The sequence below is a fragment of the Klebsiella sp. 54 genome, from assembly GCF_018223875.1.
Classification (GTDB): Bacteria; Pseudomonadota; Gammaproteobacteria; order Enterobacterales; family Enterobacteriaceae; genus Klebsiella; species Klebsiella quasipneumoniae.
Map to the genome: position 1 here is coordinate 167,436 of NZ_JAGRRA010000003.1, position 25,875 is coordinate 193,310.

Below are 25,875 nucleotides of genomic sequence, written 5' to 3' on the forward strand. Positions count from 1 at the left end.
TAAATTGCTGAGTTTTGCGCAGGAGTTCCCCTTTTATGTCTTCCGGCCGTCTGCAACAACAGTTCATCCGTCTATGGCAGTGCTGCGACGGCAAGTCGCAGGAGACCACCCTCAACGAGCTGGCGGAAATGCTAAGCTGCTCGCGCCGCCACATGCGCACCTTGCTCAATATGATGGAGTCCCGCGGCTGGCTGACCTGGAAGGCGGAGGCTGGCCGCGGAAAACGCTCGCGGCTGACCTTTCTCTATACCGGCCTCGCCCTGCAGCAGCAGCGTGCCGAAGATCTGCTTGAACAGGATCGCATCGATCAGCTGGTGCAGCTGGTCGGCGATAAAGCCGCCGTCCGTCAGATGCTGGTCTCGCATCTCGGGCGCAGCTTCCGCCAGGGGCGGCACATCCTGCGCGTGCTCTACTACCGGCCGATGAAGAATTTACTGCCCGGCAGCGCGCTGCGACGTTCGGAAACCCATATCGCCCGGCAAATATTCAGCGCGCTGACGCGGGTAAATGAGGAAAATGGGGAACTGGAAGCTGATATTGCCCACCACTGGCAGCAGTTGACGCCCACCCACTGGCGCTTTTTCCTCCGGCCAGGCATCCATTTTCACCATGGCCGTGAGCTGGAGATGAGCGATGTGATCGCTTCTCTGCAGCGCAGCAATGCCCTGCCGCTCTATTCGCATATCGAACGCATCGAGTCGCCCACCGCCTGGACCCTGGATATTCATCTGCGCCAGCCCGACCGCTGGCTGCCCTGGCTGCTGGGCCAGGTGCCAGCGATGGTGCTGCCGCAGGAGTGGCAGACCATGAACCACTTTTCTTCGATGCCGGTCGGCACCGGCCCGTATGCCGTGGTGCGTAACAATCAGAACCAGCTCAAGATCCACGCCTTTGAGGACTATTTTGGCTACCGGGCGCTGATCGATGAGGTGAACGTCTGGGTGCTACCGGAAATTAGCGAAGAGCCCAACGGCGGCCTGACGCTGCAGGGCAATACCGAAAGCGAAAAGGCGGTGGAGAGTCGTCTGGAAGAGGGGTGCTACTACCTGCTGTTTGACTCGCGAAGCCCGCTGGGCGCCAACGAGGCGGTGCGCCGCTGGTTAAGCTATCTGTTCCAGCCCGCGAACCTGCTCTACCACGCGGGCGAACTTTACCAGGGCAACTGGTTTCCCGCCTACGGCCTGCTGCCGCGCTGGCATCACGCCAGCAATCACGCCAGCGACAAGCCGGCGGGGCTGGAGACGGTCACCCTCACCTATTACCGCGATCACGTCGAACATCGGGTGATCGGCGGGATCATGCGCGACCTGCTGGCCGCGCATCAGGTGAAGCTGGAGATCCAGGAGCTGGAGTACGATGCCTGGCATCGCGGCGAGGTAGTCAGCGATATCTGGCTCAACAGCGTTAACTTCACCTTGCCAATCGAATTCTCGCTATTCGCCTATCTGTACGAAGTCCCGCTGATTCAGCGCTGCATCCCCATCGACTGGCAGGAAGACGCCAGCCGCTGGCGCGCGGGAGAGTTTAATCCGGCCACCTGGAGTCAGCGCCTGCTGGCCAGCCAGCATATCGTGCCGCTGATCCATCACTGGCTGATGATTCAGGGCCAGCGCAGTATGCGCGGCGTGCGGATGAACACCCTCGGCTGGTTCGATTTTAAATCCGCATGGTTTGCGCCGCCGGAGCCGTAAGCGCTTTCCGTCATCTGACAAAATCATTACACTAAGGCCGTTCTCAACGGGGTGCTAATAAACATACGCAATATCATTCAAGTTGCATCAAGGCAGCAAGCGGGTGAATCCACTGGAGCATAGATAACTATGTGACTGGGGTGAACGCGCGAAGCTAACGCAGATGCGGCTTGAAGGATGAAGCGTATGGGCTGAGAAAATACCCGTCGAACCTGATCCGGATAACGCCGGCGAAGGGATTTGAGGCTCACTCAAAATCCTTTGCCCCCCCTTTTTTCTGAGGTGCAAAGTGTTGAAAAAATTACTCCCGCTGCTGGCGCTGGTCGCCATGCCCGCTTTGGCTAAGCCTGTTCTTACCGTCTATACCTATGACTCCTTCTCTGCCGACTGGGGCCCCGGCCCGGCGGTCAAAAAAGCCTTTGAAGCGGACTGCGGCTGCGAGCTGAAGTTCGTCGCGCTGGAAGATGGCGTTTCGCTACTGAATCGCCTGCGCATGGAAGGCAAAAACAGCAAGGCCGACGTCGTGCTTGGCCTTGATAACAACCTGCTGGAAGCCGCGGCGCAGAGTAAACTGTTTGCCAAAAGCAACGTACCCGCCAGCGCGGTCAGCGTGCCGGGCGGCTGGGATAACGACACCTTTGTCCCCTACGATTACGGCTATTTCGCCTTCGTCTATGACAAAAACAAACTGGCCAACCCGCCGAAGAGCCTGAAAGAGCTGGTCGAGAGCCCGCAAAAATGGCGGGTCATCTATGAAGATCCGCGCACCAGCACCCCGGGGCTGGGGCTGCTGCTGTGGATGCAAAAAGTCTATGGCGATAAAGCGCCCGAGGCCTGGCAGAAGCTGGCGGCGAAAACCGTTACCGTCACCAAGGGCTGGAGCGAAGCCTACGGTCTGTTCCTGAAAGGGGAAAGCGACCTGGTCTTGAGCTACACCACCTCGCCGGCCTACCACATGATTGAAGAGAAGAAAGACCACTATGCGGCGGCGAACTTCGCGGAAGGCCACTATCTGCAGGTCGAAGTTGCCGCCCGCACCGCCGCCAGCAAGCAGCCGGAACTGGCGGAAAAATTCCTCAAATTCATGATCTCGCCCGGCTTCCAGAACGCTATCCCCACCGGCAACTGGATGTATCCGGTGACCCAGGTCGCGCTGCCGGCCGGTTTTGCAAGCCTGGTAAAACCGCAGACCACGCTGACGTTTACCCCGCAGCAGGTCGCCAGCGAGCGTCAGACCTGGATTAGCGCATGGCAACGCGCCGTCAGCCGCTAAACCTGAGCGGGCTGCTGCCGGGCCTGTTCGCCGCTACGCTGCTCTGCGCCGTCGCGCTGGCGGCGTTTCTGGCGCTGTGGTTCAGCGCGCCCGGCGCGGGCTGGCGGACGGTCTTCAGCGATAGCTACCTCTGGCATGTGGTGCGCTTCTCCTTCTGGCAGGCGTCGCTGTCAGCGCTGCTTTCGGTGGGGCCGGCTATCTTTCTCGCCCGCGCGCTTTATCGGCGTCGCTTCCCCGGCCGCACGTTGCTGCTGCGTCTGTGCGCGATGACCCTGATCCTGCCGGTGCTGGTGGCGGTGTTCGGCATCCTCAGCGTCTATGGCCGCCAGGGCTGGCTGGCCTCGCTGTTTCACACTTTTGGCTGGCAGTGGGATTTCTCACCTTACGGCCTGCAGGGCATCCTGTTGGCGCACGTCTTTTTCAATATGCCGATGGCCACCCGCCTGCTGCTGCAGGCGCTGGAGAACATTCCCGGCGAGCAGCGGCAAATTGCCGCCCAGCTTGGCATGCGCGGCTATGCCTTCTTCCGCCTCGTCGAATGGCCATGGATGCGCCGGCACATTCCCGCCGTCGCCGCGCTGATTTTTATGCTCTGCTTTGCCAGCTTCGCCACCGTGCTGTCACTGGGCGGCGGCCCGAAGGCCACCACGATTGAGCTGGCTATCTACCAGGCGCTGAGCTTTGACTACGATCCGGCGCGAGCGGCAATGCTGGCGTTGATTCAGATGCTCTGCTGCCTCGGGCTGGTGCTGCTCAGCCAGCGCCTCAGTAAAGCGGTGGCTATCGGCGTCAGCCATGTCCGCGGCTGGCGTGACCCTGACGATCGCCTGCATAGCCGGCTGAGCGATGGGTTGCTGATCGGCGCCGCCCTGCTGCTGCTGCTGCCGCCGCTGCTGGCGGTCATCGTCGACGGGGTCAACCGCAATATGCTGGACGTGCTGGCGCAGCCCGCCCTCTGGCAGGCATTAACGACTTCCCTGCGCATCGCCATCGCCGCCGGGCTGTTGAGCGTGACCCTGACAATGATGCTGCTATGGAGCAGTCGAGAGCTGCGCGCCCGCCAGCGGCCGCTGGCCGGGCAGGCTATGGAGCTGAGCGGCATGCTGATCCTTGCCATGCCGGGCATCGTGCTGGCTACCGGCTTCTTTCTGCTGCTCAATAACAGCATCGGCCTGCCGGAGTCCGCCGACGGCATCGTCATCTTTACCAACGCTCTGATGGCGATCCCCTACGCGCTTAAAGTGCTGGAAAACCCGATGCGCGACATTGCCGTCCGCTACAATATGCTGTGCCAGTCGCTGGGGATCGAAGGCCTGACGCGACTGCGGGTCATCGAACTTCGCGCGCTCCGGCGCCCCCTAGCCCAGGCGTTAGCCTTCGCCTGCGTGCTGTCGATTGGCGACTTCGGCGTGGTGGCGCTGTTCGGCAACGAGGCGTTCCGCACCCTGCCTTTCTATCTCTACCAGCAGATAGGCGCCTACCGCAGCCAGGACGGCGCCGTCACCGCTCTGCTTCTGCTGCTGCTCTGTTTCTTATTATTTACGCTGATTGAAAAACTTCCGGGGCGTGATGCTAAAACTCAATGATGTGACATGGCTGTACCAGCATCTGCCGATGCGCTTTACTCTCGACGTCGCGCGCGGCGAGCGCATCGCGGTGCTCGGCCCCAGCGGCGCCGGAAAGAGCACCCTGCTGAATCTGATCGCCGGTTTTCTGCCGCCCGCCAGCGGCAGCCTGCAGATTAACGGCGAGACGCATCACGCGACGCCGCCGGCGCAGCGTCCGGTCTCGATGCTGTTCCAGGAGAATAACCTGTTTAACCATCTGACCATTCGGCAGAATATCAGCCTCGGGATCCACCCTGGCCTGAAACTGAGCCGCGAACAGCAGCAGAAAGTCACGGCGATTGCCGTCCAGATGGGAATTGATGCCCTGCTTGACCGCCTGCCGGGAGCGCTCTCCGGCGGTCAACGGCAGCGCGCGGCGCTGGCCCGCTGTCTGGTGCGCCAGCAGCCGGTGCTGCTGCTGGATGAACCCTTCTCGGCGCTCGACCCGGCGCTGCGTCAGGAGATGCTGGCGCTGGTGGCGGATGTCTGTGAACAGCAGCAGCTCACCCTGCTGATGGTTTCGCACAGCGTGGAAGATGCCGCGCGCATCGCGCCGCGCTCGATTGTGGTCGCCGAAGGGCGCATTGTCTGGGATGGCGCTACCGCCGAGCTGTTAAGCGGCCGCAGCAGCGCCTCGCATCTGATGGGGATCAGCGCGCGATAACCTTGTGCAGGATCGCCAGATAGACCGGCATCAGCGGATGGCGGAAGACAAATGTTAACGCCGTTGCCGCCAGCGCGACCATACACGGCGCCAGCCACAGCAGACGCCCGCGCGGCAGCCAGCGGGACAGCCGATCGCCAGACGTTTTCGCGCTCCGCCACAGCCGCCAGCACAGCCACCCCGCCAGCCAGGCCAGCAGCGCCGCCCCCAGCAGCAGCCATTTAAAGCTGGCGCTGTTTTCATCGGCCGGAATATCAATCGCCGCGCCGGCGAGAATCCCCGGCAGGAAATAGAGCGGCGGCCAGAGCAGGCAGCCGATAATATTCGGGAGCACGAATTTGGCCACCGGCAGGTCGAGCATCCCGGCGACCATCGGCACCAGCGGACGCGTCGGCCCGACAAAGCGGCCAATCAGGATGGTGATCATGCTGTGCTGGTGCAGCGCATGCTCGGTTTTTTCCAGCAGGGCGCGGTTTTTCTTCATGAACGACCAGCGGTGCAGCGGCTTTTTAAAGCGCCAGCCGAGCCAGAATGAGATCCAGTCTCCCAGCAGACAGCCCACGATCCCCGCCAGCCACGCCTGCCAGAAATTAACCTCACCGCCGCCAATCAGCGCGCCAAGGCCGGCCATCATCACCGTTCCGGGTAAAATAAGCCCCACCAGCGCCAGCGACTCGAGAAAGGCCACCAGCATCACGGCTAACAACGAGTAGACCGTGGATTGGGTAATAAAGTGTTCGAGCAATGCTTGCATAATGTACCCGGTTAAAAAACGAAGCCCGGATTCTCCGAAGCCATCGCGCCGTCGTCAAGCCAACAATTGTCTTAATAGTTTACTGGCTGTGACATTTAAGCGGGTCATCATTTCACTTTCTTTACTTTTTATTCACATCCCGCGCGGAATTCGCTCGGGCTGGCGCCGGTGCATTTTTTGAACACGCGGGAAAAATAGAGCTGATCTTCAAAGCCGACGTTGCGCCCGACGGTGGCGATCGGCATCCGCGTGGTGCTCAGCAACAGTTTGGCCTGGCTGATGCGCTGGTCTTCACGCCAGCCGAGCACGCTGATCCCTAACTGCTGGCGGAACAGGTGCGACAGACGCGAGGGCGACAGGCAGACGTGCTGGGCGACGCTGGCGATATCAAAATGGCTGTCCGCCAAATGGTCGCTGATGTACTGGCAGGCGTCGCGCACCCGGTTATCCAGCGGCGGATGCAGCGATTCGTTGATCGCCTCCATCCGCCGCAGCAGGAGCTGTTCCAGCAGATTAATCGCCAGCAGTTCGGAATAGCGCCCCGCCCCCTGTCCGGCATCGACTATCTGGCCGAACAGCTCGCCAAAGCGCGCCTGCCACTGCTCGTCCGGACGGAAAAAGCCGGTCTGGGCGAAGATGGTCGGCCAGTTGAGCCACTCGTGCCAGTAGGCGCGCGGGCGGAAGTAGACCCACTGGTGATACCACTCGCTGGCGTCGGGATGGCGGCCGTAGTGATGGATCTCCCCCGGCGGGAACAGCAGCATATCGCCCGGCCGGCAGACAAACTGCTCGCCGTGGTTGTTGATCACCCCCTCGCCGCGGATCGTCAGGTTGAGGATATAGCCTTTCATACCCAGCGGGCGGTCGATAAAAAAATCCAGGTATCCCTGCGCCTCAATCGGCGTCAGACCGGTGACCAGATGAGCGTTAAAAGAGTAGCCCGGCAGCAGCGGATCGTTTTGCGTTTCGGCCATACGCGTGGTTCTCCCCGAAGGTATTAGTGACACCAATTGTCCATATTCATCATTTTATCGCTCTCGGCCCTGTCACGACTGCGACGGCAGTGGGAATTTCGCTAAAAAGCCGCACAGCAAGCGAAAAAAGCGCCAGCGGCGTGCATTCCACCGTGATATGCCGGGTAACAAAAGTGTCTATAAATACGGCAGGAAAGTCCACATCGAATATTTGCACGGCGTCACACTTTGCGAGGTGACAGCAAAATAATCCATAAGATTAGCGAATCCGGCCTGACGGATTTTGCCGGGGATATCTACTGTTGCTGCATGAATGATTTCTGCATGGAGTAACAAGATGGCAATTGCGATTGGCCTCGACTTTGGTAGTGACTCAGTCCGCGCCCTGGCGGTGGAATGCGCCTCCGGCGCAGAACTGGCGGCAAGCGTGGAGTGGTATCCGCGCTGGCGGGAAGGGCAATATTGCGATGGCGCTAACAACCGGTTCCGCCACCACCCGCGAGATTACATCGAGTCCATGGAAGCGGCGCTGAAAAGCGTACTTGCCTCCCTGAGCGCCGAACAGCGCGCCGACGTCGTGGGCATTGGCGTCGACAGCACCGGCTCAACCCCGGCTCCCGTTGATGCCGAGGGCAACGTGCTGGCGCTGCGCGAAGAATTCGCTGACAACCCTAACGCCATGTTTGTCCTGTGGAAGGATCACACCGCGGTCGAGGAAGCCGAGGCGATCACCCGCCTGTGCCACCAGCCGGGCAAAGAAGATTACTCGCGCTATATTGGCGGGATCTACTCCAGCGAATGGTTCTGGGCCAAAATCCTCCACGTCACCCGGGAAGATAACGCCGTCGCCCAGGCAGCCGCCTCGTGGGTGGAGCTTTGCGACTGGGTGCCCGCCCTGCTCTCCGGCACCACCCGTCCGCAGGATCTGCGCCGCGGCCGCTGCAGCGCCGGGCATAAATCCCTGTGGCATGAGAGCTGGGGCGGTCTGCCGCCGGCCAGCTTCTTCGATGAGCTTGATCCCATCATTAACCAGCATCTGGCCTGGCCGCTGTTCACCGATACCTGGACGGCCGATGTGCCGGTCGGCACGCTGAGCGCAGAGTGGGCCCAGCGCCTGGGCCTGTCGCAGACCGTGGCCATCTCCGGCGGCGCCTTCGACTGCCATATGGGCGCCGTGGGCGCCGGCGCGCAGCCTAACGCGCTGGTGAAAGTCATCGGCACCTCCACCTGCGACATTCTGATTGCCGATAAAGAGAGCGTCGGCGACCGCACGGTCAAAGGCATCTGCGGCCAGGTCGACGGCAGCGTGGTCCCGCACTTTATCGGTATGGAGGCAGGCCAGTCCGCCTTCGGCGATATTTACGCCTGGTTTGGTCGCATTCTCGGCTGGCCGCTGGAGCAGCTAGCCCAGCAGCAGCCAGCGTTGCGGGAGCAAATCAAAGCCAGCCAAAAACAGTTACTGCCGGCGCTCACCGAAGCCTGGGCCAACAATCCATCGCTGGAGCATCTGCCGGTGGTGCTTGACTGGTTCAACGGCCGTCGCACGCCGAATGCCAACCAGCGCCTGAAAGGGGTGATCACCGACCTTAACCTGGCCACCGACGCGCCGGCGCTGTTCGGCGGTCTGATCGCCGCCACCGCCTTCGGCGCCCGCGCCATTATGGAGTGCTTCACCGAGCAGGGGATCCCGGTTAACAACGTCATGGCGCTTGGCGGTATCGCGCGGAAAAACCAGGTCATCATGCAGGCCTGCTGCGACGTGCTGAACCGTCCGCTGCAGATTGTCGCCTCCGATCAGTGCTGCGCGCTGGGGGCGGCTATCTTCGCCGCCGTCGCCGCCGGCGTCTATGAGGATATTCCAGCCGCCCAGCAGCGGATGGCAAGCCGGGTGGAAACCACCCTGCAGCCGCGCCCGGCGCAGGCACAGCGTTTCGAACAACTCTATCAGCGCTACCAACAGTGGTCGGTCAGCGCCGAACAACACTATCTCCCTTCGGCTGCAAAGGCGGAAAAAGCCCCGCAATCTCAGGCAGCGCTCACCCATTAAGGATACGAAAATGACGATTTTTGATAACTATGAAATATGGTTCGTTATTGGCAGCCAACATCTGTACGGCCCGGAAGCCCTGCGCCAGGTGACGAAGCATGCCGAACATGTGGTGAACAGCCTGAATGCGGAAGCCAAACTGCCGTGCAAACTGGTCCTTAAGCCGCTGGGCACCACCCCGGACGAGATCACCCACATCTGCCGCGACGCTAACTACGATGACAAATGCGCCGGGTTAGTGGTCTGGCTGCACACCTTCTCGCCGGCAAAAATGTGGATCAACGGCCTGACCATTCTCAACAAGCCGCTGCTACAGTTCCATACGCAGTACAATGCCGCGCTGCCCTGGGACAGCATCGATATGGACTTTATGAACCTGAACCAGACCGCGCATGGCGGCCGCGAGTTCGGCTTCATCGGCGCCCGTATGCGCCAGCAGCACAGCGTGGTGACCGGCCACTGGCAGGATAAAGAGGCCCACCAGCGCATCGGTGGCTGGATGCGCCAGGCGGTCTCCAAACAGGATACTCGCCATCTGAAAGTGTGCCGTTTCGGCGATAACATGCGCGAAGTGGCGGTGACCGACGGCGATAAAGTCGCGGCGCAGATCAAGTTTGGCTTCTCAGTGAACACCTGGGCGGTCGGCGATCTGGTGCAAGTGGTCAACAGCGTCAGCGACGGCGATATCAGCGCCCTGGTCGATGAATACGAGAGCAGCTATCGTCTGACCCCGGCGGCGCAGGTTCACGGCGACAAGCGTCAAAACGTGCTGGACGCCGCGCGCATTGAGCTGGGGATGAAACGCTTCCTCGAACAGGGCGGTTTCCACGCCTTTACCACCACCTTTGAAGATCTCCACGGCCTGAAACAGCTCCCGGGGCTCGCCGTACAGCGCCTGATGCAGCAGGGCTACGGCTTTGCCGGCGAGGGCGACTGGAAAACCGCCGCTCTGCTTCGCATCATGAAGGTGATGTCAACTGGTCTGCAGGGCGGCACCTCCTTTATGGAGGATTACACCTACCACTTCGACAACGGCAACGATCTGGTGCTCGGCTCGCACATGCTGGAAGTGTGCCCGACGATCGCCACCGCCGAGAAACCGATCCTCGACGTCCAGCCGCTGGGCATCGGCGGCAAAGCGGATCCGGCGCGCCTGATCTTCAATACTCAGACCGGCCCGGCGATTGTCGCCAGCCTGATCGACCTGGGAGACCGCTTCCGTCTTCTGGTCAATACCATCGAAACCGTCCCGACCCCGCACGACCTGCCGAAGCTGCCTGTGGCCAACGCCCTGTGGAAAGCGCAGCCGGATCTGCGTACCGCTTCGGAAGCCTGGATCATCGCCGGCGGCGCGCACCATACCGTCTTCAGCCATGCGCTGAACCTCGACGATATGCGCCAGTTCGCCGAACTGAATGATATCGAGCTGACGGTCATCGACAACGACACCCGTCTGCCGGCCTTCAAAGACGCGCTGCGCTGGAATGAAGTCTATTACGGTTCAAAACGCTAAGAGGTCGCCCCCTCACCCTCCCCTCTCCCCGCCGGGGAGAGGGTACCGACCTGGCGCGATGCCGCCTTTCTCCCTCTCCCGCCAGGAGAGGGTCGGGGTGAGGGATACCCGACTCGCCTGCTATTCGGAGCACACTATGTTAGAAGATCTTAAAAGCCAGGTGCTGGAAGCCAACTTAGCGCTGCCGCAGCATAATCTGGTGACCTTAACCTGGGGCAACGTCAGCGCCGTCGACCGCGACCAGGGCGTTCTGGTTATCAAACCCTCCGGCGTGGATTACCGCGTGATGACCGCCGACGATATGGTGGTGGTCAGTCTGGAGAGCGGCGAAGTGGTGGAGGGTAAGAAGAAACCCTCGTCGGATACCCCGACCCATCGCCTGCTGTATCAGGCCTTCCCGACGCTGGGCGGCATTGTGCATACCCATTCGCGCCACGCCACCATCTGGGCGCAGGCCGGTCAAGCTATTCCGGCGACCGGCACCACCCACGCCGACTATTTCTATGGTCCGGTGCCCTGCACCCGGCTGATGACCGATGCGGAGATCAACGGCGAATACGAATGGGAAACCGGCAAGGTGATTGTCGAAACCTTCCGCCAGCGCGAGATCGACCCGGCGCAGATGCCCGGCGTGCTGGTTCATTCCCACGGCCCGTTCGCGTGGGGTAAAAACGCCGAAGACGCGGTGCATAACGCCATCGTGCTGGAAGAGATCGCCTATATGGGCATCTTCTGCCGCCAGCTGGCGCCGCAGCTGCCGGATATGCAGCAGACGCTGCTGGATAAACACTATCTGCGTAAGCATGGGGCCAAAGCCTACTACGGCCAATAATCACCCTGCTCGCGCTGCGTTTAGCAGGGCTACGGCTCTGCACCGTCTGGCAGACCGGATAAGGCGCAAGCCGAAATCCGGGGGCCACCTCAGCGCCGAATACCTGTATAAAATCCCAGCACTCATTGAGAAACTAGGCTATAATCAGGCCTGGTTTTTTATCATCGAGAGCACCCGTGACCCAGCCACGAGCAGGTTTTCTACTCACCCGTCACTGGCGGGACACTCCGCAAGGCACCGAGCTTTCCTTCTGGCTGGCCACCGACGACGGCCCGCTGCAGGTCACGCTGCCGCCGCAGGAGTCCGTCGCCTTTATCCCCGAAGCGCAGCGGGCGCAGGCTGAGCGACTGTTGCAGGGTGAGAAAGGCTTCCGCTTCGCCCCGCTGGCCCTGAAAGATTTCCACCGCCAGCCGGTTGTCGGCCTCTACTGCCGCGCCCATCGTCAACTGATGCGTCTGGAGAAGATGCTCCGCGACAGCGGCGTCACCCTCTATGAGGGCGATATCCGTCCGCCGGAGCGCTACCTGATGGAGCGCTTTATTACCGCCCCGGTGTGGGTGGAAGGCGAAACGCGCGGCCCACAGCTGGTTAACGCGCGCATGAAACCTAATCCTGACTATCGCCCGCCGCTGAAATGGGTGTCGCTGGATATCGAAACCAGCCGCCACGGCGAGCTGTACTGCATCGGCCTGCAAGGCTGCGGTCAGCGGGTGGTCTACATGCTGGGCCCCGAACCGGAAACGCCGCCAGACGTCGATTTCGATCTGGTCTACGTCGCCAGTCGCCCCCTGCTGCTGGAAAAACTCAACGCCTGGTTTGCCGATCACGACCCCGACGTGCTGATCGGCTGGAACGTGGTGCAGTTCGATCTGCGCGTCCTGCAAAAGCATGCCGAACGCTACCGCATCCCGCTAAGGCTCGGCCGCGGCAACAGCGAGCTGGAGTGGCGCGAGCACGGTTTTAAGAACGGTGTCTTCTTCGCCCAGGCCCACGGCCGGCTGATTATTGACGGCATCGACGCGCTGAAATCGGCGTTCTGGAATTTCTCCTCCTTTTCGCTGGAGGCGGTGGCCCGCGAGCTGCTGGGCGAAGGCAAAGCCATCGACAACCCATGGGATCGGATGGACGAGATCGATCGCCGCTTCCATGAAGATAAACCGGCGCTGGCCATCTATAACCTACAGGACTGCGAGCTGGTGACGCGGATCTTCCACAAAACGGAGATCATGCCATTTCTGCTCGAGCGGGCGACGGTCAACGGCCTGCCCGCCGATCGCCACGGCGGCTCGGTCGCCGCCTTCAGTCACCTCTATTTTCCGCGCATGCACCGCCTGGGCTACGTGGCGCCGAACCTCGGCGACGTGCCGCCCCAGGCGAGCCCCGGCGGCTATGTGATGGACTCCCGCCCCGGCCTGTATGACTCGGTGCTGGTGCTGGACTACAAGAGCCTGTATCCGTCGATCATTCGCACCTTTTTAATCGATCCTGTCGGCCTGGTGGAGGGCCTGGCGCAGCCCGATGACCAGCACAGCATTGAGGGCTTCCTCGGCGCCCGCTTCTCGCGAGACAAGCACTGCCTGCCGGGGATTGTCAGCCAGATCTGGCACGGCCGCGATGAAGCCAAGCGCCAGCACAATAAGCCGCTCTCCCAGGCGCTGAAGATCATCATGAACGCTTTTTACGGCGTGCTGGGCACCAGCGCCTGCCGCTTCTTCGACCCACGTCTCGCCTCGTCGATCACCATGCGCGGCCACGCGATCATGCGTCAGACTAAAGCGTTAATTGAAGCCAATGGTTATGACGTCATCTACGGCGATACCGACTCCACCTTCGTCTGGCTTAAGCGCCCGCACAGCGAAGCGCAGGCGGCGGAGATCGGCCGGACGCTGGTGAACGACGTCAACGCCTGGTGGGCGCAGGAGCTTGGCAAACTCCAGCTAACCAGCGCCCTGGAGCTGGAATACGAAACCCACTTCTGCCGCTTTTTGATGCCGACGATCCGCGGAGCCGATACCGGCAGCAAGAAGCGTTACGCCGGAATGATTCAGGAGGGCGACGGCCAGCGCATGGTTTTCAAGGGTCTGGAAACGGTGCGCACCGACTGGACGCCGCTGGCCCAGCAGTTTCAGCAGGAGCTGTACCTGCGCATTTTCCGCAACCAGCCCTATCAGGATTATGTGCGGGAGACTATCGCCAGGCTGATGAACGGCGAGCTCGATGAGCAGCTGGTTTATCGCAAACGCCTGCGTCGGCCGCTGGCGGAGTATCAGCGCAACGTGCCGCCGCACGTGCGCGCCGCGAGGCTTGCCGATGAGCACAACCTGAAGCGGGGTCGGGCGCAGCAGTATCAGCAACGCGGCACCATCAAATACGTCTGGACCACCGGCGGTCCGGAACCGGTGGATTATCAGCAGTCGCCACTCGATTACGACCACTATTTGTCAAAGCAGCTGCAGCCGGTAGCGGAAGGGATCCTGCCCTTCGTCAACGACGACTTTGCTACAATAGTGACAGGACAGCTGGGGCTATTTTGATTTTTTCTCACCCATTCCGCGGGCGCAGAAGCCTGAAAATGAACCGTGAGGAGGACGTGACGAACGTTCTGCCATCCAGTAATATAGCGCCCTTTCCATTCCTGGCCCCAATTTTGACGCATCTCCGGTTGTACATGGAGATGATCAACTATTGCCTGCAATTAAAGAACTAAAGAGCCGAACATATATGCCTTTTACACTTGGTCAACGCTGGATTAGCGACACAGAGAGCGAACTAGGATTAGGGACGGTGGTAGCGCTGGATGCGCGCATGGTCACTCTCCTTTTCCCCGCCATCGGCGAAAACCGTCTGTACTCACGCAACGATTCCCCGATCACTCGCGTGATGTTTAACCCGGGCGACACCATTACCAGCCACGAAGGCTGGCAGCTCCACGTTGACAAAGTGCATGAAGAGAACGGGCTGCTGTCCTACACTGGCACCCGCCTCGATACCCAGGAAGCGAACGTCACCCTGCGTGAAGTGCTGCTCGACAGCAAACTGGTGTTCAGCAAGCCGCAGGACCGCCTGTTCGCCGGACAAATCGACCGCATGGACCGCTTTGCCCTGCGCTACCGCGCGCGCAAGTTCCAGAGCGAGCAGTACCGCATGCCGTGGAGCGGCCTGCGCGGCCAACGCACCAGCCTGATCCCGCATCAGCTGAACATCGCCCACGACGTGGGCCGTCGTCACGCGCCACGCGTCCTGCTGGCCGATGAAGTGGGCTTAGGTAAAACCATCGAAGCCGGGATGATCCTGCACCAGCAGCTGCTCTCCGGCGCCGCCGAGCGCGTACTGATTGTGGTCCCTGAAACTCTCCAGCACCAGTGGCTGGTGGAAATGCTGCGCCGCTTCAACCTGCGCTTCTCGCTGTTTGACGACGAGCGCTACGCCGAAGCACAGCATGACGCCTACAACCCGTTCGAAACCGAACAGCTGGTGATCTGCTCTTTAGACTTCGTGCGCCGCAGCAAGCAGCGTCTGGAGCACCTGTGCGACGCCGAGTGGGACCTGATGGTGGTCGATGAAGCGCACCATCTGGTGTGGAACGAAGACGCCCCGAGCCGCGAATATCAAGCGATTGAACAGCTGGCCGAACGCGTGCCGGGCATTCTGCTGTTGACCGCGACGCCGGAACAGCTGGGGATGGAGAGCCACTTTGCGCGCCTGCGCCTGCTGGATCCGAACCGCTTCCACGATTTCGCGCAGTTTGTCGAAGAACAGCAGAACTACCGTCCGGTGGCCGACGCCGTCGCCCTGCTGCTGGCGGGTAACAAGCTGAGCGATAGCGAACTCAATACCCTCGGCGATCTGATCGGCGAGCAGGATATCGAGCCGCTGCTGCAGGCCGCCAACAGCGATCGCGAAGACGCCCAGGCCGCGCGCCAGGAGCTGGTCTCGATGCTGATGGATCGCCACGGCACCAGCCGCGTGCTGTTCCGTAACACCCGTAACGGCGTCAAAGGTTTCCCGAAACGCGAGCTGCACACCATTCGCCTGCCGCTGCCGACCCAGTACCAGACCGCCATCAAAGTATCCGGCATCATGGGCGCCCGCAAAACCGCGGAAGAGCGCGCGCGCGACATGCTCTACCCGGAGCAGATCTATCAGGAATTTGAAGGCGATACCGGCACCTGGTGGAACTTTGACCCGCGCGTCGAGTGGCTGATGGGCTACCTGACCAGCCATCGCTCGCAGAAGGTACTGGTGATTTGCGCCAAAGCCGCCACCGCGCTCCAGCTGGAGCAGGTGCTGCGCGAGCGCGAAGGTATCCGCGCCGCCGTGTTCCATGAAGGGATGTCGATTATCGAACGCGACCGCGCCGCGGCGTGGTTTGCTGAAGAAGACACCGGCGCCCAGGTGCTGCTGTGCTCCGAGATCGGCTCCGAAGGACGCAACTTCCAGTTCGCCAGCAACCTGGTGATGTTCGATCTGCCGTTTAACCCGGATCTGCTGGAGCAGCGTATCGGCCGTCTCGACCGTATCGGCCAGGCGCACGATATCCAGATCCACGTCCCGTACCTGGAAAAGACCGCGCAGTCGGTGCTGGTGCGCTGGTATCACGAAGGCCTCGACGCCTTTGAACATACCTGCCCGACCGGACGGACCGTCTACGACAGCGTCCATGACGAGCTGATCAACTACCTTGCGGCGCCGGAATCCACCGACGGCTTTGACGATCTGATCAAATCCTGCCGCCAGCAGCATGACGCTCTGAAAGCGCAGCTGGAGCAGGGCCGCGACCGTCTGCTGGAGATCCACTCCAACGGCGGCGAGAAAGCCCAGGCCCTGGCGGAGAGCATCGAAGAGCAGGATGACGACACCAGCCTGATCGCCTTCTCGATGAACCTGTTCGATATCGTCGGCATCAACCAGGACGACCGCGGGGAAAACCTGATCGTCCTCACCCCTTCCGACCATATGCTGGTGCCGGATTTCCCGGGGCTGCCGGAGGACGGTTGCACCATCACCTTCGAGCGTGACGTGGCGCTGTCCCGTGAAGACGCGCAGTTCATCACCTGGGAACACCCATTGATCCGCAACGGCCTCGACCTGATCCTCTCCGGCGATACCGGCAGCAGCACCATTTCCCTGCTGAAGAACAAGGCGCTGCCGGTCGGCACTCTGCTGCTGGAGCTGATCTACGTGGTCGAAGCGCAGGCGCCGAAGCAGCTGCAGCTCAACCGCTTCCTGCCGGCGACCCCGGTTCGCATGCTGCTGGATAAAAACGGCAACAACCTCGCCGGCCAGGTGGAGTTTGAAAGCTTCAACCGCCAGCTGAGCGCGGTCAATCGCCACACCGGCAGCAAGCTGGTCAACGCGGTGCAGCAGGACGTTCATGCCATTTTGCAGCAGGGCGAAGCGCAGATCGCCAAGGCGGCGCAGGGGCTGATCGACGCGGCGCGTAGTGAAGCCGACGATAAGCTGACGGCGGAGCTCTCCCGTCTGGAAGCGCTGAAGGCGGTCAACCCGAACATCCGTGACGACGAACTGGCGGCGATTGAAAGCAATCGCCAGCAGGTGCTGGAGGCGCTGGGACAGGCCGGATGGCGTCTGGACGCGCTGCGTCTGATCGTCGTCACTCACCAGTAACGGAACGCGAAATGGCGATGGAAAACTACAATCCGCCGCAGGATCCCTGGCTGGTGATCCTGTATCAGGATGAGCACATCATGGTGGTCAACAAGCCGAGCGGCTTGTTGTCCGTGCCGGGTCGTCTTGATGAGCATAAAGACAGCGTGATGACGCGCATTCAGCGCGACTTCCCGCAGGCCGAATCGGTGCATCGCCTTGATATGGCCACCAGCGGCGTGATTGTGGTGGCGCTGAATAAGGCGGCCGAGCGCGAACTGAAGCGCCAGTTCCGCGAGCGCGAGCCGAAGAAGCAGTACATCGCCCGCGTCTGGGGCCATCCGCAGCCGGCGGAGGGCCTGGTGGATTTACCGCTGATTTGCGACTGGCCGAACCGGCCAAAGCAGAAGGTGTGTTATGAAACCGGCAAAGCGGCGCAGACCGAGTATGAGGTGCTGGAGTACGCGGAAGATAATACCGCCCGCGTGCGCCTGAAGCCAATTACCGGACGGTCACACCAGCTGCGCGTGCATATGCTGGCGCTGGGACATCCGATCCTTGGCGACCGCTTTTACGCCACGCCGGAGGCGCTGGCGATGGCCCCGCGCCTGCTGCTTCACGCCGAGACGCTCACCATCACCCACCCCGCCTACGGCAACGCGATGACCTTCCGCGCGCCGCTCGACTTTTAGGACCTCCCCGGCAGCGCTCTGCCGCCGGGGAATGCTAACCCGTTAATCGCGGGCAAACCACGCGTCAATCATCTGCTCAACGCGGGCAACGACGAGATCGGTGTCGTGACGACGGCTACGCGCGCAGGCGTGCGCCGGCTCATCGCACAGCAGGCAGCGGCGCTGCGACTCGCCCAGCGACTGGCGTCCCACCTGCCCGCTCTGCGGACAGATCACATCGATATCCCACAAGCGTCCCAGCGGATGGCTCTGCTCCAGCGTACTGCACATCGCTTTGATTTCGCTGGCCGGATGCGCCACGCACCACAGCGCTTCAGGCCCGGTCGGCAGCCACAGCACCTGACGATCCAGCGTTTGCCAGCGGTGCTTCCAAAGCAGCTGATCGCAGGCCTGGAGGGCTACGCCCATCATGTTGCGATAGCGAATGCTGTCCTTCACCGCCCCGGGGGTTACCAGGGTCAGGGAAATAACAGGCTGCTGATAATGGGCCAACCAGTCGGCCTGGCGGGCTGCACGCTGCTCTTTCGCCGCCAGCAATGCGTCGATGCTGACGCCCGCCTGGGCGGGAGTATCCACTGACATTAATTCCTCTCCTACATATGATAAATGCGACAGCGCCTGGACTGTCATAATGATGGTTGCGATAGCCGATCGCGCGCTGATTGTAACGCTAAATGCGGAGCATTTAGGATACAGAACGCAGATATTTTCGGCGTTCTGTAGCGGAAAATAGCAGTTTTATCGCTGAGCGTAGCGTTATATCACGCCAGATAGTGGCTGAGGAACAGCAACCCCAGAGAGACATTTATCGCCCCGCCAATCCGGGTAGCGATCTGCGCGAACGGCATCAGGCTCATGCGGTTACCAGAGGTCAGGATCGCCACATCGCCGGTGCCGCCCTGCCCGCTCTGGCAACAGGAGACAATCGCCACATCGATCGGGTGCATCCCTATCTTTTTACCGACCAGGAAACCGGTCGCCACCAGCGCGGAGACGGTGCTGACGATCACCAGCAGATTGGTGAAAGTGAAGGCGTTCACCAGCTCCTGCCACGGGGTGATCGCCACACCGACGGCAAAGAGGATCGGGTAGGTGACCGCGGTGCGGAAGAATTTATACACCATCTGCGATCCCTCCTGCAGGCGCGGAGACACCACATTAGCCAGCTTTAACAGCACCGCGAGAAACAGCATGCCCACCGGCGCCGGCAGACCAATCAGTTTGTGGCCGAGCATCCCCATCATATACAGCAGTACCGCCAGCAGCGCGCCGGAGGCCAGCGTCCCGACGTCGGTTTTACCGCTCATGCCTTCACTCTCGCCGAGGCTGCGGGTTTCATGGCTGCGGTTCGGCATCAGTTGCCCTTCGCCGGTCAGATGCGGGAAGCGCTTGCCGAGTTGGTTGAGGCAGCCGGAGATGACGATCGCCGTCAGGCTGCCGAGCATCACCATCGGCAACACCCGGCCCAGGGCCACCCCCTGCTCCATATGCATCAGCGCGGCATAGCCCATCGACAGCGGGATCGCCCCTTCCCCCACGCCGCCGGCCATGATCGGCAGCACGATAAAGAAGAACACCTGAAACGGCTCCATGCCCAGCAGCGTGCCAACGCCGATGCCCACCAGCATGCCGACCACCTCGCCGCACAGCATTGGGAAGAAGATCTTCAGGAAGCCCTGAATCAAGGTGGTGCGGTTCATACTCATGATGCTGCCGACGATAATGCAGCAGATATAAAGATAGAGGATGTTGGTGGATTTATAGAATTTGGTGGTGGATTCCACGACCACGTCCGGCAGCAGGCCGTAATGGACCAGCGCGGAAGGAATAAAAGTGGCGCAGATCGCCGCCGCGCCGAGTTTCCCCAGCACCGGCAGGCGTTTACCAAACTCGCCGCAGGCGAAGCCAAAGAAAGCCAGAGTGGCCACCATCACCACGATATCGCTCGGCAGTTTACCGCCAAGGCAGTCGAGGGCAATCAGCCCCCCGGCCAGCAAAAACAGCGGCAGCGGGACGATCCCTACCTTCCAGTTATCCATGATGTGCCACCAGCGCTGCCTGAGCGTGGCTTTCGGCGTATTGATCGGTTCAAGGGTTGCAGAGAATGCATTGTCTGTCGTGCTCATAAATTCAGCCCTGTCGTTATTATTCATTTTCAGCGTAAAGGGACAGCGGCGTCGTTAATGTGAAGCTCCCCGAATTAAAAAAGAAGTTTTAATGGTCACTATGGTTTTTATGGTTTCTATTCGCGGATCCGCGCAGGGGTGATATATCTCTGATTTATTATCGTGGTTTTTATGGTTTTTATTTCCCATCACGCCTTATATCCACCGCAACCGCTGGCGGCAGCCCGCGCCTGCGCCGCTGATCACAACTTTCCTTTAACATTTACGTCACGTGACAGAAAAATGATAGAGTGCCGGTATGGTGAATACGTCGTCCGGGACCTATGAAATTATCTTTTCAATATAAGCTGTTTATTTCGCTGGTCGCTTTTTTCTCAGTCCTCTTTATCGCGCTGGGTATTTATTATTACTTTGACGCCAGCCGCCAGCTTTATCAGGAAATGAGCGCCCGGGCCAAAATTCAGGCCGAAGAGATAGCCCTGATGCCAAATTTACGTCAGCAGGTCAGCCGGCATGACCCACAGGCGATTCAGGCGTTTATGCAGCAAATCGCCGCCCATAGCGACGCCAGCTTTATCGTCATCGGCGACCGCCAGGGGATGCATCTGTTTCATTCGGTCCATCCGGAGTGGGTTGGCACGCGGCTGGTTGGCGGCGACAACCAGGCGGTACTGGAGGGAAAATCCATTACCACCATTCGCAAAGGCGGACTTGGGGTCTCGCTGCGCAGCAAAACACCGATCGTCGATGACGAGGGGCGGGTGATCGGCATTGTCTCCGTCGGCTACCTCACCAGCTATCTCGACAGCATTACCCTGACCAAAGTGATCAATATTTTTATCGCCGCCGTCCTGCTGCTCATCGCCCTGTTTATCTTCTCCTGGTACTTTACCCGCAGCATTAAAAAGCAGATTTTTTCGCTCGAGCCGCGGGAGATAGGCCTGCTGGTGCGACAGCAAAAGGCGATGATGGAGTCGATCTTTGAGGGGGTGATCGTCATCGATCGCCAGCGGCGCATTGAGGTGATAAACCATGCCGCCCGCAGCCTGCTGGGACTCAGCCAGCCCGCCAGTCAGCTGCGCGGTCAGTCGATTGACAGCGTGATTTCCCCGCAGCCCTTTTTCGCCAGCGGCGACATGCTTGAGCGCGACACCCACGATGAGCTGTGCCGCTTCAACCAGTTGACCGTGCTCGCCAGTCGGGTACGCATTATGCTGGAGAATACCCTGCAGGGCTGGGTGATCACATTCCGTGACCGCAATGAAATCAATGCCCTCACCGCCCAGCTGAGCCAGGTGAAGCGCTATGTCGACAATCTACGCATCATGCGCCACGAGCAGCTCAACCGGATGACTACCCTCTCCGGCCTGCTGCATATGGGCCATTATGACGAAGCGATCCGCTATATTCAGGCCCAGTCGGAACATGCTCAGGAGCTATTGGACTTTATCTCCTCACACTTCCACTCGCCGACGCTATGCGGTCTGCTGCTCGGCAAAGCCACCCGCGCCCGTGAAAAAGGCGTGGCGCTGAGCTTCGACCCGGCCTGCCGCATCGACCGTCCCCTGCCGTCGCTGATGGAATCCGAGCTGATCTCCATCATCGGCAACCTGCTGGATAACGCCATCGAAGCCACGCAGCGCGCCGAGCTTCCGCATGAGCCGGTGGAAGTCCTGATCCAGCTCAACGCCCGGGAGCTGATTATCGAAGTGGCCGACCGCGGCGTCGGCATCCGCCCCGATATCCGCGAGCGCATTTTTGAACGCGGCGTCACCACCAAAACCCGTGGCGATCACGGCATTGGTCTGTATCTTATTGAACATTATGTCACTCAGGCGGGCGGCACCATCGAAGTCGCCGATAACGCGCCGCGGGGAACGATCTTCACCCTGTTTATCCCGGCCGACGCGCCTGCCCGTCCGCACCCGGAGGCCCACGATGCATCATGACCTGGTCGATGTGCTAATCATTGAAGATGAGAGCGAGCTTGCGCGCCTGCACGCCGAGCTTGTGCAGAAACACCCGCGCCTGCGGCTGGCGGGCATGGCGGCCTCCCTCGCCCAGGCCCGCCAGTTGCTCCACGCCACCCCGCCGCAGCTGGTACTGCTGGATAACTATTTGCCGGACGGCAAAGGGGTGACGCTGATGACCGATCCGGCGCTGGCGACCAGCCAATGCTCGGTGATCTTTATCACCGCCGCCAGCGATATGGAAACCTGCAGCCAGGCTATCCGCAACGGCGCCTTCGACTATATTCTTAAGCCGGTATCATGGAAGCGGCTAAGTCAGTCGCTGGAGCGTTTTATCCAGTTCTACGATCAGCAGCGGGAGTGGAAAATCGTCGATCAGCAGAACGTCGATTCCCTCTATCAACTGCAGGCGAAGAACTATCGCGTAGATAGTGGCAGCAAGGGGATTGAAGAGAAGACGCTGGCGCTGGTACAGGGTCTGTTTAGCGGCCGGGAAGCGCACTGCTTTTCCGTTGATGAGGTGGTCAGCGCCGCCGGACTCAGCAAAACCACCGCCCGCCGCTATCTTGAACACGGCGTTGAGACCGGGTTTCTGGAGGTGGAGATGCTGTATGGAAAAATCGGCCATCCGCGGCGGCTGTATCGCCGCGCACAGGCCAAACGCTAACCCCTCTCGCCGGGCGAGGGGCTGAAAAACTCAGAAGCCGCGCTGTTCTTTGATCAGCTCCCAGGCCTTCTGGATCTCCTGGGCTTTCTGTTTGGCCATCTCCATCATCTCCGGCGGCAGCCCTTTCGCCACCAGCTTGTCCGGATGGTGCTCGTTCATCAGCTTACGATAGGCGCGCTTCACCGTCGCCGCGTCGTCAGTCGGTTTCACCCCCAGCACGTTGCAGGCGTCCTCCAGCGTTGGCCCGCGCTGCGCCTGCTGCCAGCCGGCGTTGCCGCCGTGCTGACCATAAGATTGCTGCTGCGAACCGCCGCCAAACTGGGCGCCGCCCTGCATCATTCGCAGGAATTGATCGAACTGGGCGCGAGAGATGCCAAGCTCATCGGCGATGACGAACAGCACTTCACGTTCGTTAGGGTGCAGTTCGCCGTCAGCGAACGCCGCCTGCAGCTGAATTTCCAGAAACATCCGAATCAGATCGAAGCGGCCAAAGCAGACGCTGCGCAGCTGGCGCATCTTCTCGCGCAGCGGATAATTGTCGGCTTTACCGTCGCGAAACGCCTGCTGCGCCGCGGTACGCGAAGCGCCGTGCAGATTCATGCGATCCATCAGCACATTGGCGACGTGAATATCCGCCTCGGTAACGCGGCCCTTGGATTTGGTCAGATGCCCCATCACTTCAAAGGTGGTGGAAAAGAAGAGCGACTGACGCTCCTGCTGATTGGCGAAGAGATTCAACCGGCGGCTGCGCGCCCGGTCAAACATATGGCCGACCAGGAAGCCGAGCACCACGCCCCAGAACCCACCGCCCATCAGCAAAGCTACTGCCACGCCAATCACTTTACCCAAATACTGCATAGACTCCCCAACTGTTTGTCGCCGTTAAGCACGAATATGACCGCACGTTACCCGGCACTCGCGCCTCGGTCAATTGTGGGACATAGCCTATAATTTGCTTTATCATACTCGTCATTCAACAGGGTGCCTAACGCTCGGGCTCGAAACGGGCAGGATTAACACTAGCGTGATAAAGTTGAGTAAGTTAGGCTCTGACCGTTTGCAAGCCGCTGCCACAAGATGATGGAACAATAAATACAACGTATGAAAAAACGTATTCCCAGCCTCCTGGCTACGATGATTGCCAGCGCCTTGTATAGCCAACAAGGCCTCGCTGCCGATCTCGCAACGCAATGTATGCTTGGCGTGCCAAGCTTTGATCGTCCGCTCGTGGAAGGGCGGCCTGGCGATCTGCCGGTGACGATTAACGCCGATCATGCGAAGGGCAATTACCCGGACAACGCCGTCTTTACCGGCAACGTCGATATCAACCAGGGGAATAGCCGCCTCCGCGCCGACGAAGTTCAGCTGCATCAGCAGCAGGCCGCGGGCCAGGCGCAGCCGGTGCGCACGGTGGACGCGCTGGGCAACGTGCATTACGACGATAACCAGGTGATCCTCAAAGGGCCAAAAGCCTGGTCGAATCTGAATACTAAAGATACCAACGTCTGGCAGGGCGATTATCAAATGGTCGGACGCCAGGGACGCGGTACTGCTGACCTGATGAAACAGCGCGGTGAAAACCGCTATACCATTCTGGAAAACGGCAGCTTTACCTCCTGTCTGCCGGGCTCCGACACCTGGAGCGTCGTGGGCAGCGAAGTTATCCACGATCGCGAAGAGCAGGTCGCCGAGATCTGGAACGCCCGCTTCAAGCTTGGCTCCGTGCCGATTTTCTACAGCCCCTACCTGCAGCTGCCGGTGGGCGATAAGCGTCGTTCAGGCTTCCTGATCCCGAACGCGAAATACAGCACCAAAAACGGCGTGGAATTCTCCCTGCCGTACTACTGGAACATCGCGCCAAACTTCGATGCCACCATCACCCCGCACTATATGAACAAGCGCGGCGGCGTGATGTGGGAAAACGAATTCCGCTACCTGACCCAGCTCGGCAGCGGCTTAACGGAGTTCGACTACCTGCCGTCGGATAAAATCTACGAAGATGACCACTCCAGCGACAGCAACAGCCGCCGCTGGCTGTTCTACTGGAACCACTCCGGGGTTATCGATCAGGTGTGGCGTCTGAACGCTGACTACACCAAGGTCAGCGATCCTGACTACTTCAACGATTTCAGCTCGAAGTATGGTTCCAGTACCGACGGCTATGCGACGCAGAAATTCAGCGCCGGGTATGTCAATCAGAACTTCGACGCCACGGTCTCAACCAAGCAGTTCCAGGTCTTCGATCGGGAGTCGAGCAACTCCTACTCGGCTGAGCCGCAGCTCGACATTAACTACTACCAGAACGATGTCGGTCCGTTCGATACCCATCTGTACGGCCAGGTCGCCCATTTTGTTAACTCGAATAACAACATGCCGGAAGCGACCCGCGTTCACTTCGAACCGACGATCAACCTGCCGCTGTCGAACGGCTGGGGCAGTCTGAATACCGAAGCCAAGCTGCTGGCGACCCACTACCAGCAGAGCAACCTCGATAAGTACAACGCCGCCAACGGCACGGACTACAAAGAGTCCGTTAGCCGCGTGATGCCGCAGTTTAAAGTCGACGGCAAAATGGTCTTCGAGCGCGACCTGCAGGAGGGATTCACCCAAACGCTGGAACCGCGCATGCAGTATCTGTATGTGCCGTACCGCGATCAGAGTGAAATCGGCAGCTACGACTCCACGCTGTTGCAGTCGGACTACACCGGCCTGTTCCGCGACCGTACCTATAGCGGTCTCGACCGCATCGCGTCGGCCAATCAGGTCACTACCGGTATCACCTCGCGCGTGTATGACGCCGCCGCGGTGGAACGTTTTAATATTTCCGTTGGTCAAATCTACTATTTCACCGAGTCACGCACCGGTGATGACAACATCAACTGGGAGAACAACGACACCACGGGTTCACTGGTATGGGCCGGCGACACCTACTGGCGCATTGCCGATAACTGGGGTCTGCGCGGCGGGATCCAGTACGATACGCGTCTGGATAACGTCGCAACCGGTAACGGCACCATTGAATACCGTCGCGATGAAAACCGCTTAGTCCAGCTTAACTATCGTTACGCCAGCCCGGAATATATTCAGGCCACACTGCCGTCATATTCCACCGCGGCGCAATATAAAGAGGGTATCTCGCAGGTGGGGATGACCGCCAGCTGGCCGATCGTCGATCGCTGGTCCGTGGTCGGTGCCTACTACTACGATACCAATACCCGGAAAGCAGCAAACCAGATGTTGGGTGTCCAGTATAACTCCTGCTGCTACGCCATCCGTCTTGGCTACGAACGTAAAGTCAACGGCTGGGATAGCAACAACAACGGCGGCGAGAGCAAATACGACAACACCTTCGGAATCAATATCGAATTGCGCGGTCTGAGCTCTAACTACGGCCTCGGCACCCAGCAGATGCTGCGTTCGAACATTTTACCGTACCAGAGCTCCCTGTGATGCGGCTG

Annotated in this window: 18 protein-coding genes and 1 riboswitch; of the genes, 13 read left to right on the top strand and 5 right to left on the bottom strand. The window is 60.2% G+C overall.

What is annotated here, in order from left to right; genetic code table 11:
* Positions 1–35: 35 nt before the first annotated feature.
* The 4 genes from sgrR (at position 36) to thiQ (ending at position 5,235) form a co-directional block, all read left to right on the top strand.
* Positions 36–1,691, top strand: a complete 1,656-nt coding sequence (gene sgrR / locus KHQ24_RS10490; RefSeq protein WP_065904202.1) for an HTH-type transcriptional regulator SgrR — start codon at positions 36–38, stop codon at positions 1,689–1,691.
* 37 nt (positions 1,692–1,728) lie between these two features.
* Positions 1,729–1,948, top strand: a riboswitch (TPP riboswitch).
* A 32-nt stretch (positions 1,949–1,980) separates the two neighbouring features.
* On the top strand, positions 1,981–2,964 hold the full coding sequence (thiB, locus tag KHQ24_RS10495) for a thiamine ABC transporter substrate binding subunit (RefSeq protein WP_211777259.1): 984 nt from the start codon (positions 1,981–1,983) through the stop codon (positions 2,962–2,964).
* Entirely contained in the window at positions 2,940–4,550 is a 1,611-nt protein-coding gene (thiP, locus tag KHQ24_RS10500) for a thiamine/thiamine pyrophosphate ABC transporter permease ThiP (protein ID WP_004204304.1), read from the top strand. Before thiB ends, thiP begins: the two co-directional genes overlap by 25 nt.
* Complete coding sequence (gene thiQ / locus KHQ24_RS10505; RefSeq protein WP_004204303.1) at positions 4,534–5,235, top strand: thiamine ABC transporter ATP-binding protein ThiQ; 702 nt, start codon at positions 4,534–4,536, stop codon at positions 5,233–5,235. The genes thiP and thiQ overlap by 17 nt, the downstream gene beginning before the upstream one ends.
* On the opposite strand, the gene KHQ24_RS10510 is transcribed toward thiQ, so the two are convergent.
* Both KHQ24_RS10510 and araC read right to left on the bottom strand, forming a co-directional pair.
* A complete protein-coding gene (locus KHQ24_RS10510) occupies positions 5,222–5,989 on the bottom strand; it encodes a DedA family protein (protein WP_017901199.1) in 768 nt (255 codons plus the stop codon). The genes thiQ and KHQ24_RS10510 overlap by 14 nt on opposite strands.
* A gap of 128 nt (positions 5,990–6,117) precedes the next feature.
* On the bottom strand, positions 6,118–6,963 hold the full coding sequence (araC, locus tag KHQ24_RS10515; protein ID WP_004204301.1) for an arabinose operon transcriptional regulator AraC: 846 nt from the start codon (positions 6,961–6,963) through the stop codon (positions 6,118–6,120).
* 337 nt (positions 6,964–7,300) lie between these two features.
* On the opposite strand from araC, the gene araB reads away from it, so the two are divergent.
* The 6 genes from araB (at position 7,301) to rluA (ending at position 17,654) form a co-directional block, all read left to right on the top strand.
* Positions 7,301–9,010, top strand: coding sequence for a ribulokinase (gene araB / locus KHQ24_RS10520; protein WP_211777260.1), 1,710 nt, complete (start codon positions 7,301–7,303; stop codon positions 9,008–9,010).
* 10 nt (positions 9,011–9,020) lie between these two features.
* Positions 9,021–10,523, top strand: a complete 1,503-nt coding sequence (araA, locus tag KHQ24_RS10525; RefSeq protein WP_057213368.1) for an L-arabinose isomerase — start codon at positions 9,021–9,023, stop codon at positions 10,521–10,523.
* 136 nt (positions 10,524–10,659) lie between these two features.
* Positions 10,660–11,355, top strand: a complete 696-nt coding sequence (gene araD / locus KHQ24_RS10530) for an L-ribulose-5-phosphate 4-epimerase (RefSeq protein ID WP_049004281.1) — start codon at positions 10,660–10,662, stop codon at positions 11,353–11,355.
* Positions 11,356–11,531: 176 nt separating this feature from the next.
* The gene (gene polB / locus KHQ24_RS10535) at positions 11,532–13,889 is read left to right on the top strand and encodes a DNA polymerase II (protein WP_049115496.1); all 2,358 of its coding nucleotides are present in this window, start codon (positions 11,532–11,534) and stop codon (positions 13,887–13,889) included.
* Positions 13,890–14,076: 187 nt separating this feature from the next.
* On the top strand, positions 14,077–16,983 hold the full coding sequence (gene rapA, locus KHQ24_RS10540) for an RNA polymerase-associated protein RapA (protein ID WP_211777261.1): 2,907 nt from the start codon (positions 14,077–14,079) through the stop codon (positions 16,981–16,983).
* A gap of 11 nt (positions 16,984–16,994) precedes the next feature.
* On the top strand, positions 16,995–17,654 hold the full coding sequence (gene rluA / locus KHQ24_RS10545) for a bifunctional tRNA pseudouridine(32) synthase/23S rRNA pseudouridine(746) synthase RluA (RefSeq protein WP_004204288.1): 660 nt from the start codon (positions 16,995–16,997) through the stop codon (positions 17,652–17,654).
* A 42-nt stretch (positions 17,655–17,696) separates the two neighbouring features.
* Here rluA and citX read toward each other — a convergent pair whose 3' ends face one another.
* Together citX and KHQ24_RS10555 are read right to left on the bottom strand one after the other, a co-directional pair.
* Positions 17,697–18,236, bottom strand: a complete 540-nt coding sequence (gene citX / locus KHQ24_RS10550) for a citrate lyase holo-[acyl-carrier protein] synthase (protein ID WP_004204286.1) — start codon at positions 18,234–18,236, stop codon at positions 17,697–17,699.
* A 179-nt stretch (positions 18,237–18,415) separates the two neighbouring features.
* Complete coding sequence (locus tag KHQ24_RS10555) at positions 18,416–19,780, bottom strand: 2-hydroxycarboxylate transporter family protein (RefSeq protein ID WP_211777262.1); 1,365 nt, start codon at positions 19,778–19,780, stop codon at positions 18,416–18,418.
* 323 nt (positions 19,781–20,103) lie between these two features.
* Between KHQ24_RS10555 and KHQ24_RS10560 the strand changes: the two genes are divergently transcribed.
* Both KHQ24_RS10560 and KHQ24_RS10565 read left to right on the top strand, forming a co-directional pair.
* A complete protein-coding gene (locus tag KHQ24_RS10560; protein ID WP_032455545.1) occupies positions 20,104–21,729 on the top strand; it encodes an ATP-binding protein in 1,626 nt (541 codons plus the stop codon).
* Entirely contained in the window at positions 21,719–22,417 is a 699-nt protein-coding gene (locus KHQ24_RS10565) for a response regulator (RefSeq protein WP_004204282.1), read from the top strand. The genes KHQ24_RS10560 and KHQ24_RS10565 overlap by 11 nt, the downstream gene beginning before the upstream one ends.
* Before the next feature lie 30 nt (positions 22,418–22,447).
* On the opposite strand, the gene djlA is transcribed toward KHQ24_RS10565, so the two are convergent.
* The gene (djlA, locus tag KHQ24_RS10570) at positions 22,448–23,275 is read right to left on the bottom strand and encodes a co-chaperone DjlA (RefSeq protein ID WP_008807470.1); all 828 of its coding nucleotides are present in this window, start codon (positions 23,273–23,275) and stop codon (positions 22,448–22,450) included.
* Positions 23,276–23,518: 243 nt separating this feature from the next.
* Here djlA and lptD point away from each other — a divergent pair, with 243 nt between their 5' ends.
* Complete coding sequence (lptD, locus tag KHQ24_RS10575) at positions 23,519–25,867, top strand: LPS assembly protein LptD (RefSeq protein ID WP_032431190.1); 2,349 nt, start codon at positions 23,519–23,521, stop codon at positions 25,865–25,867.
* The last annotated feature ends 8 nt before the right edge of the window (positions 25,868–25,875 follow it).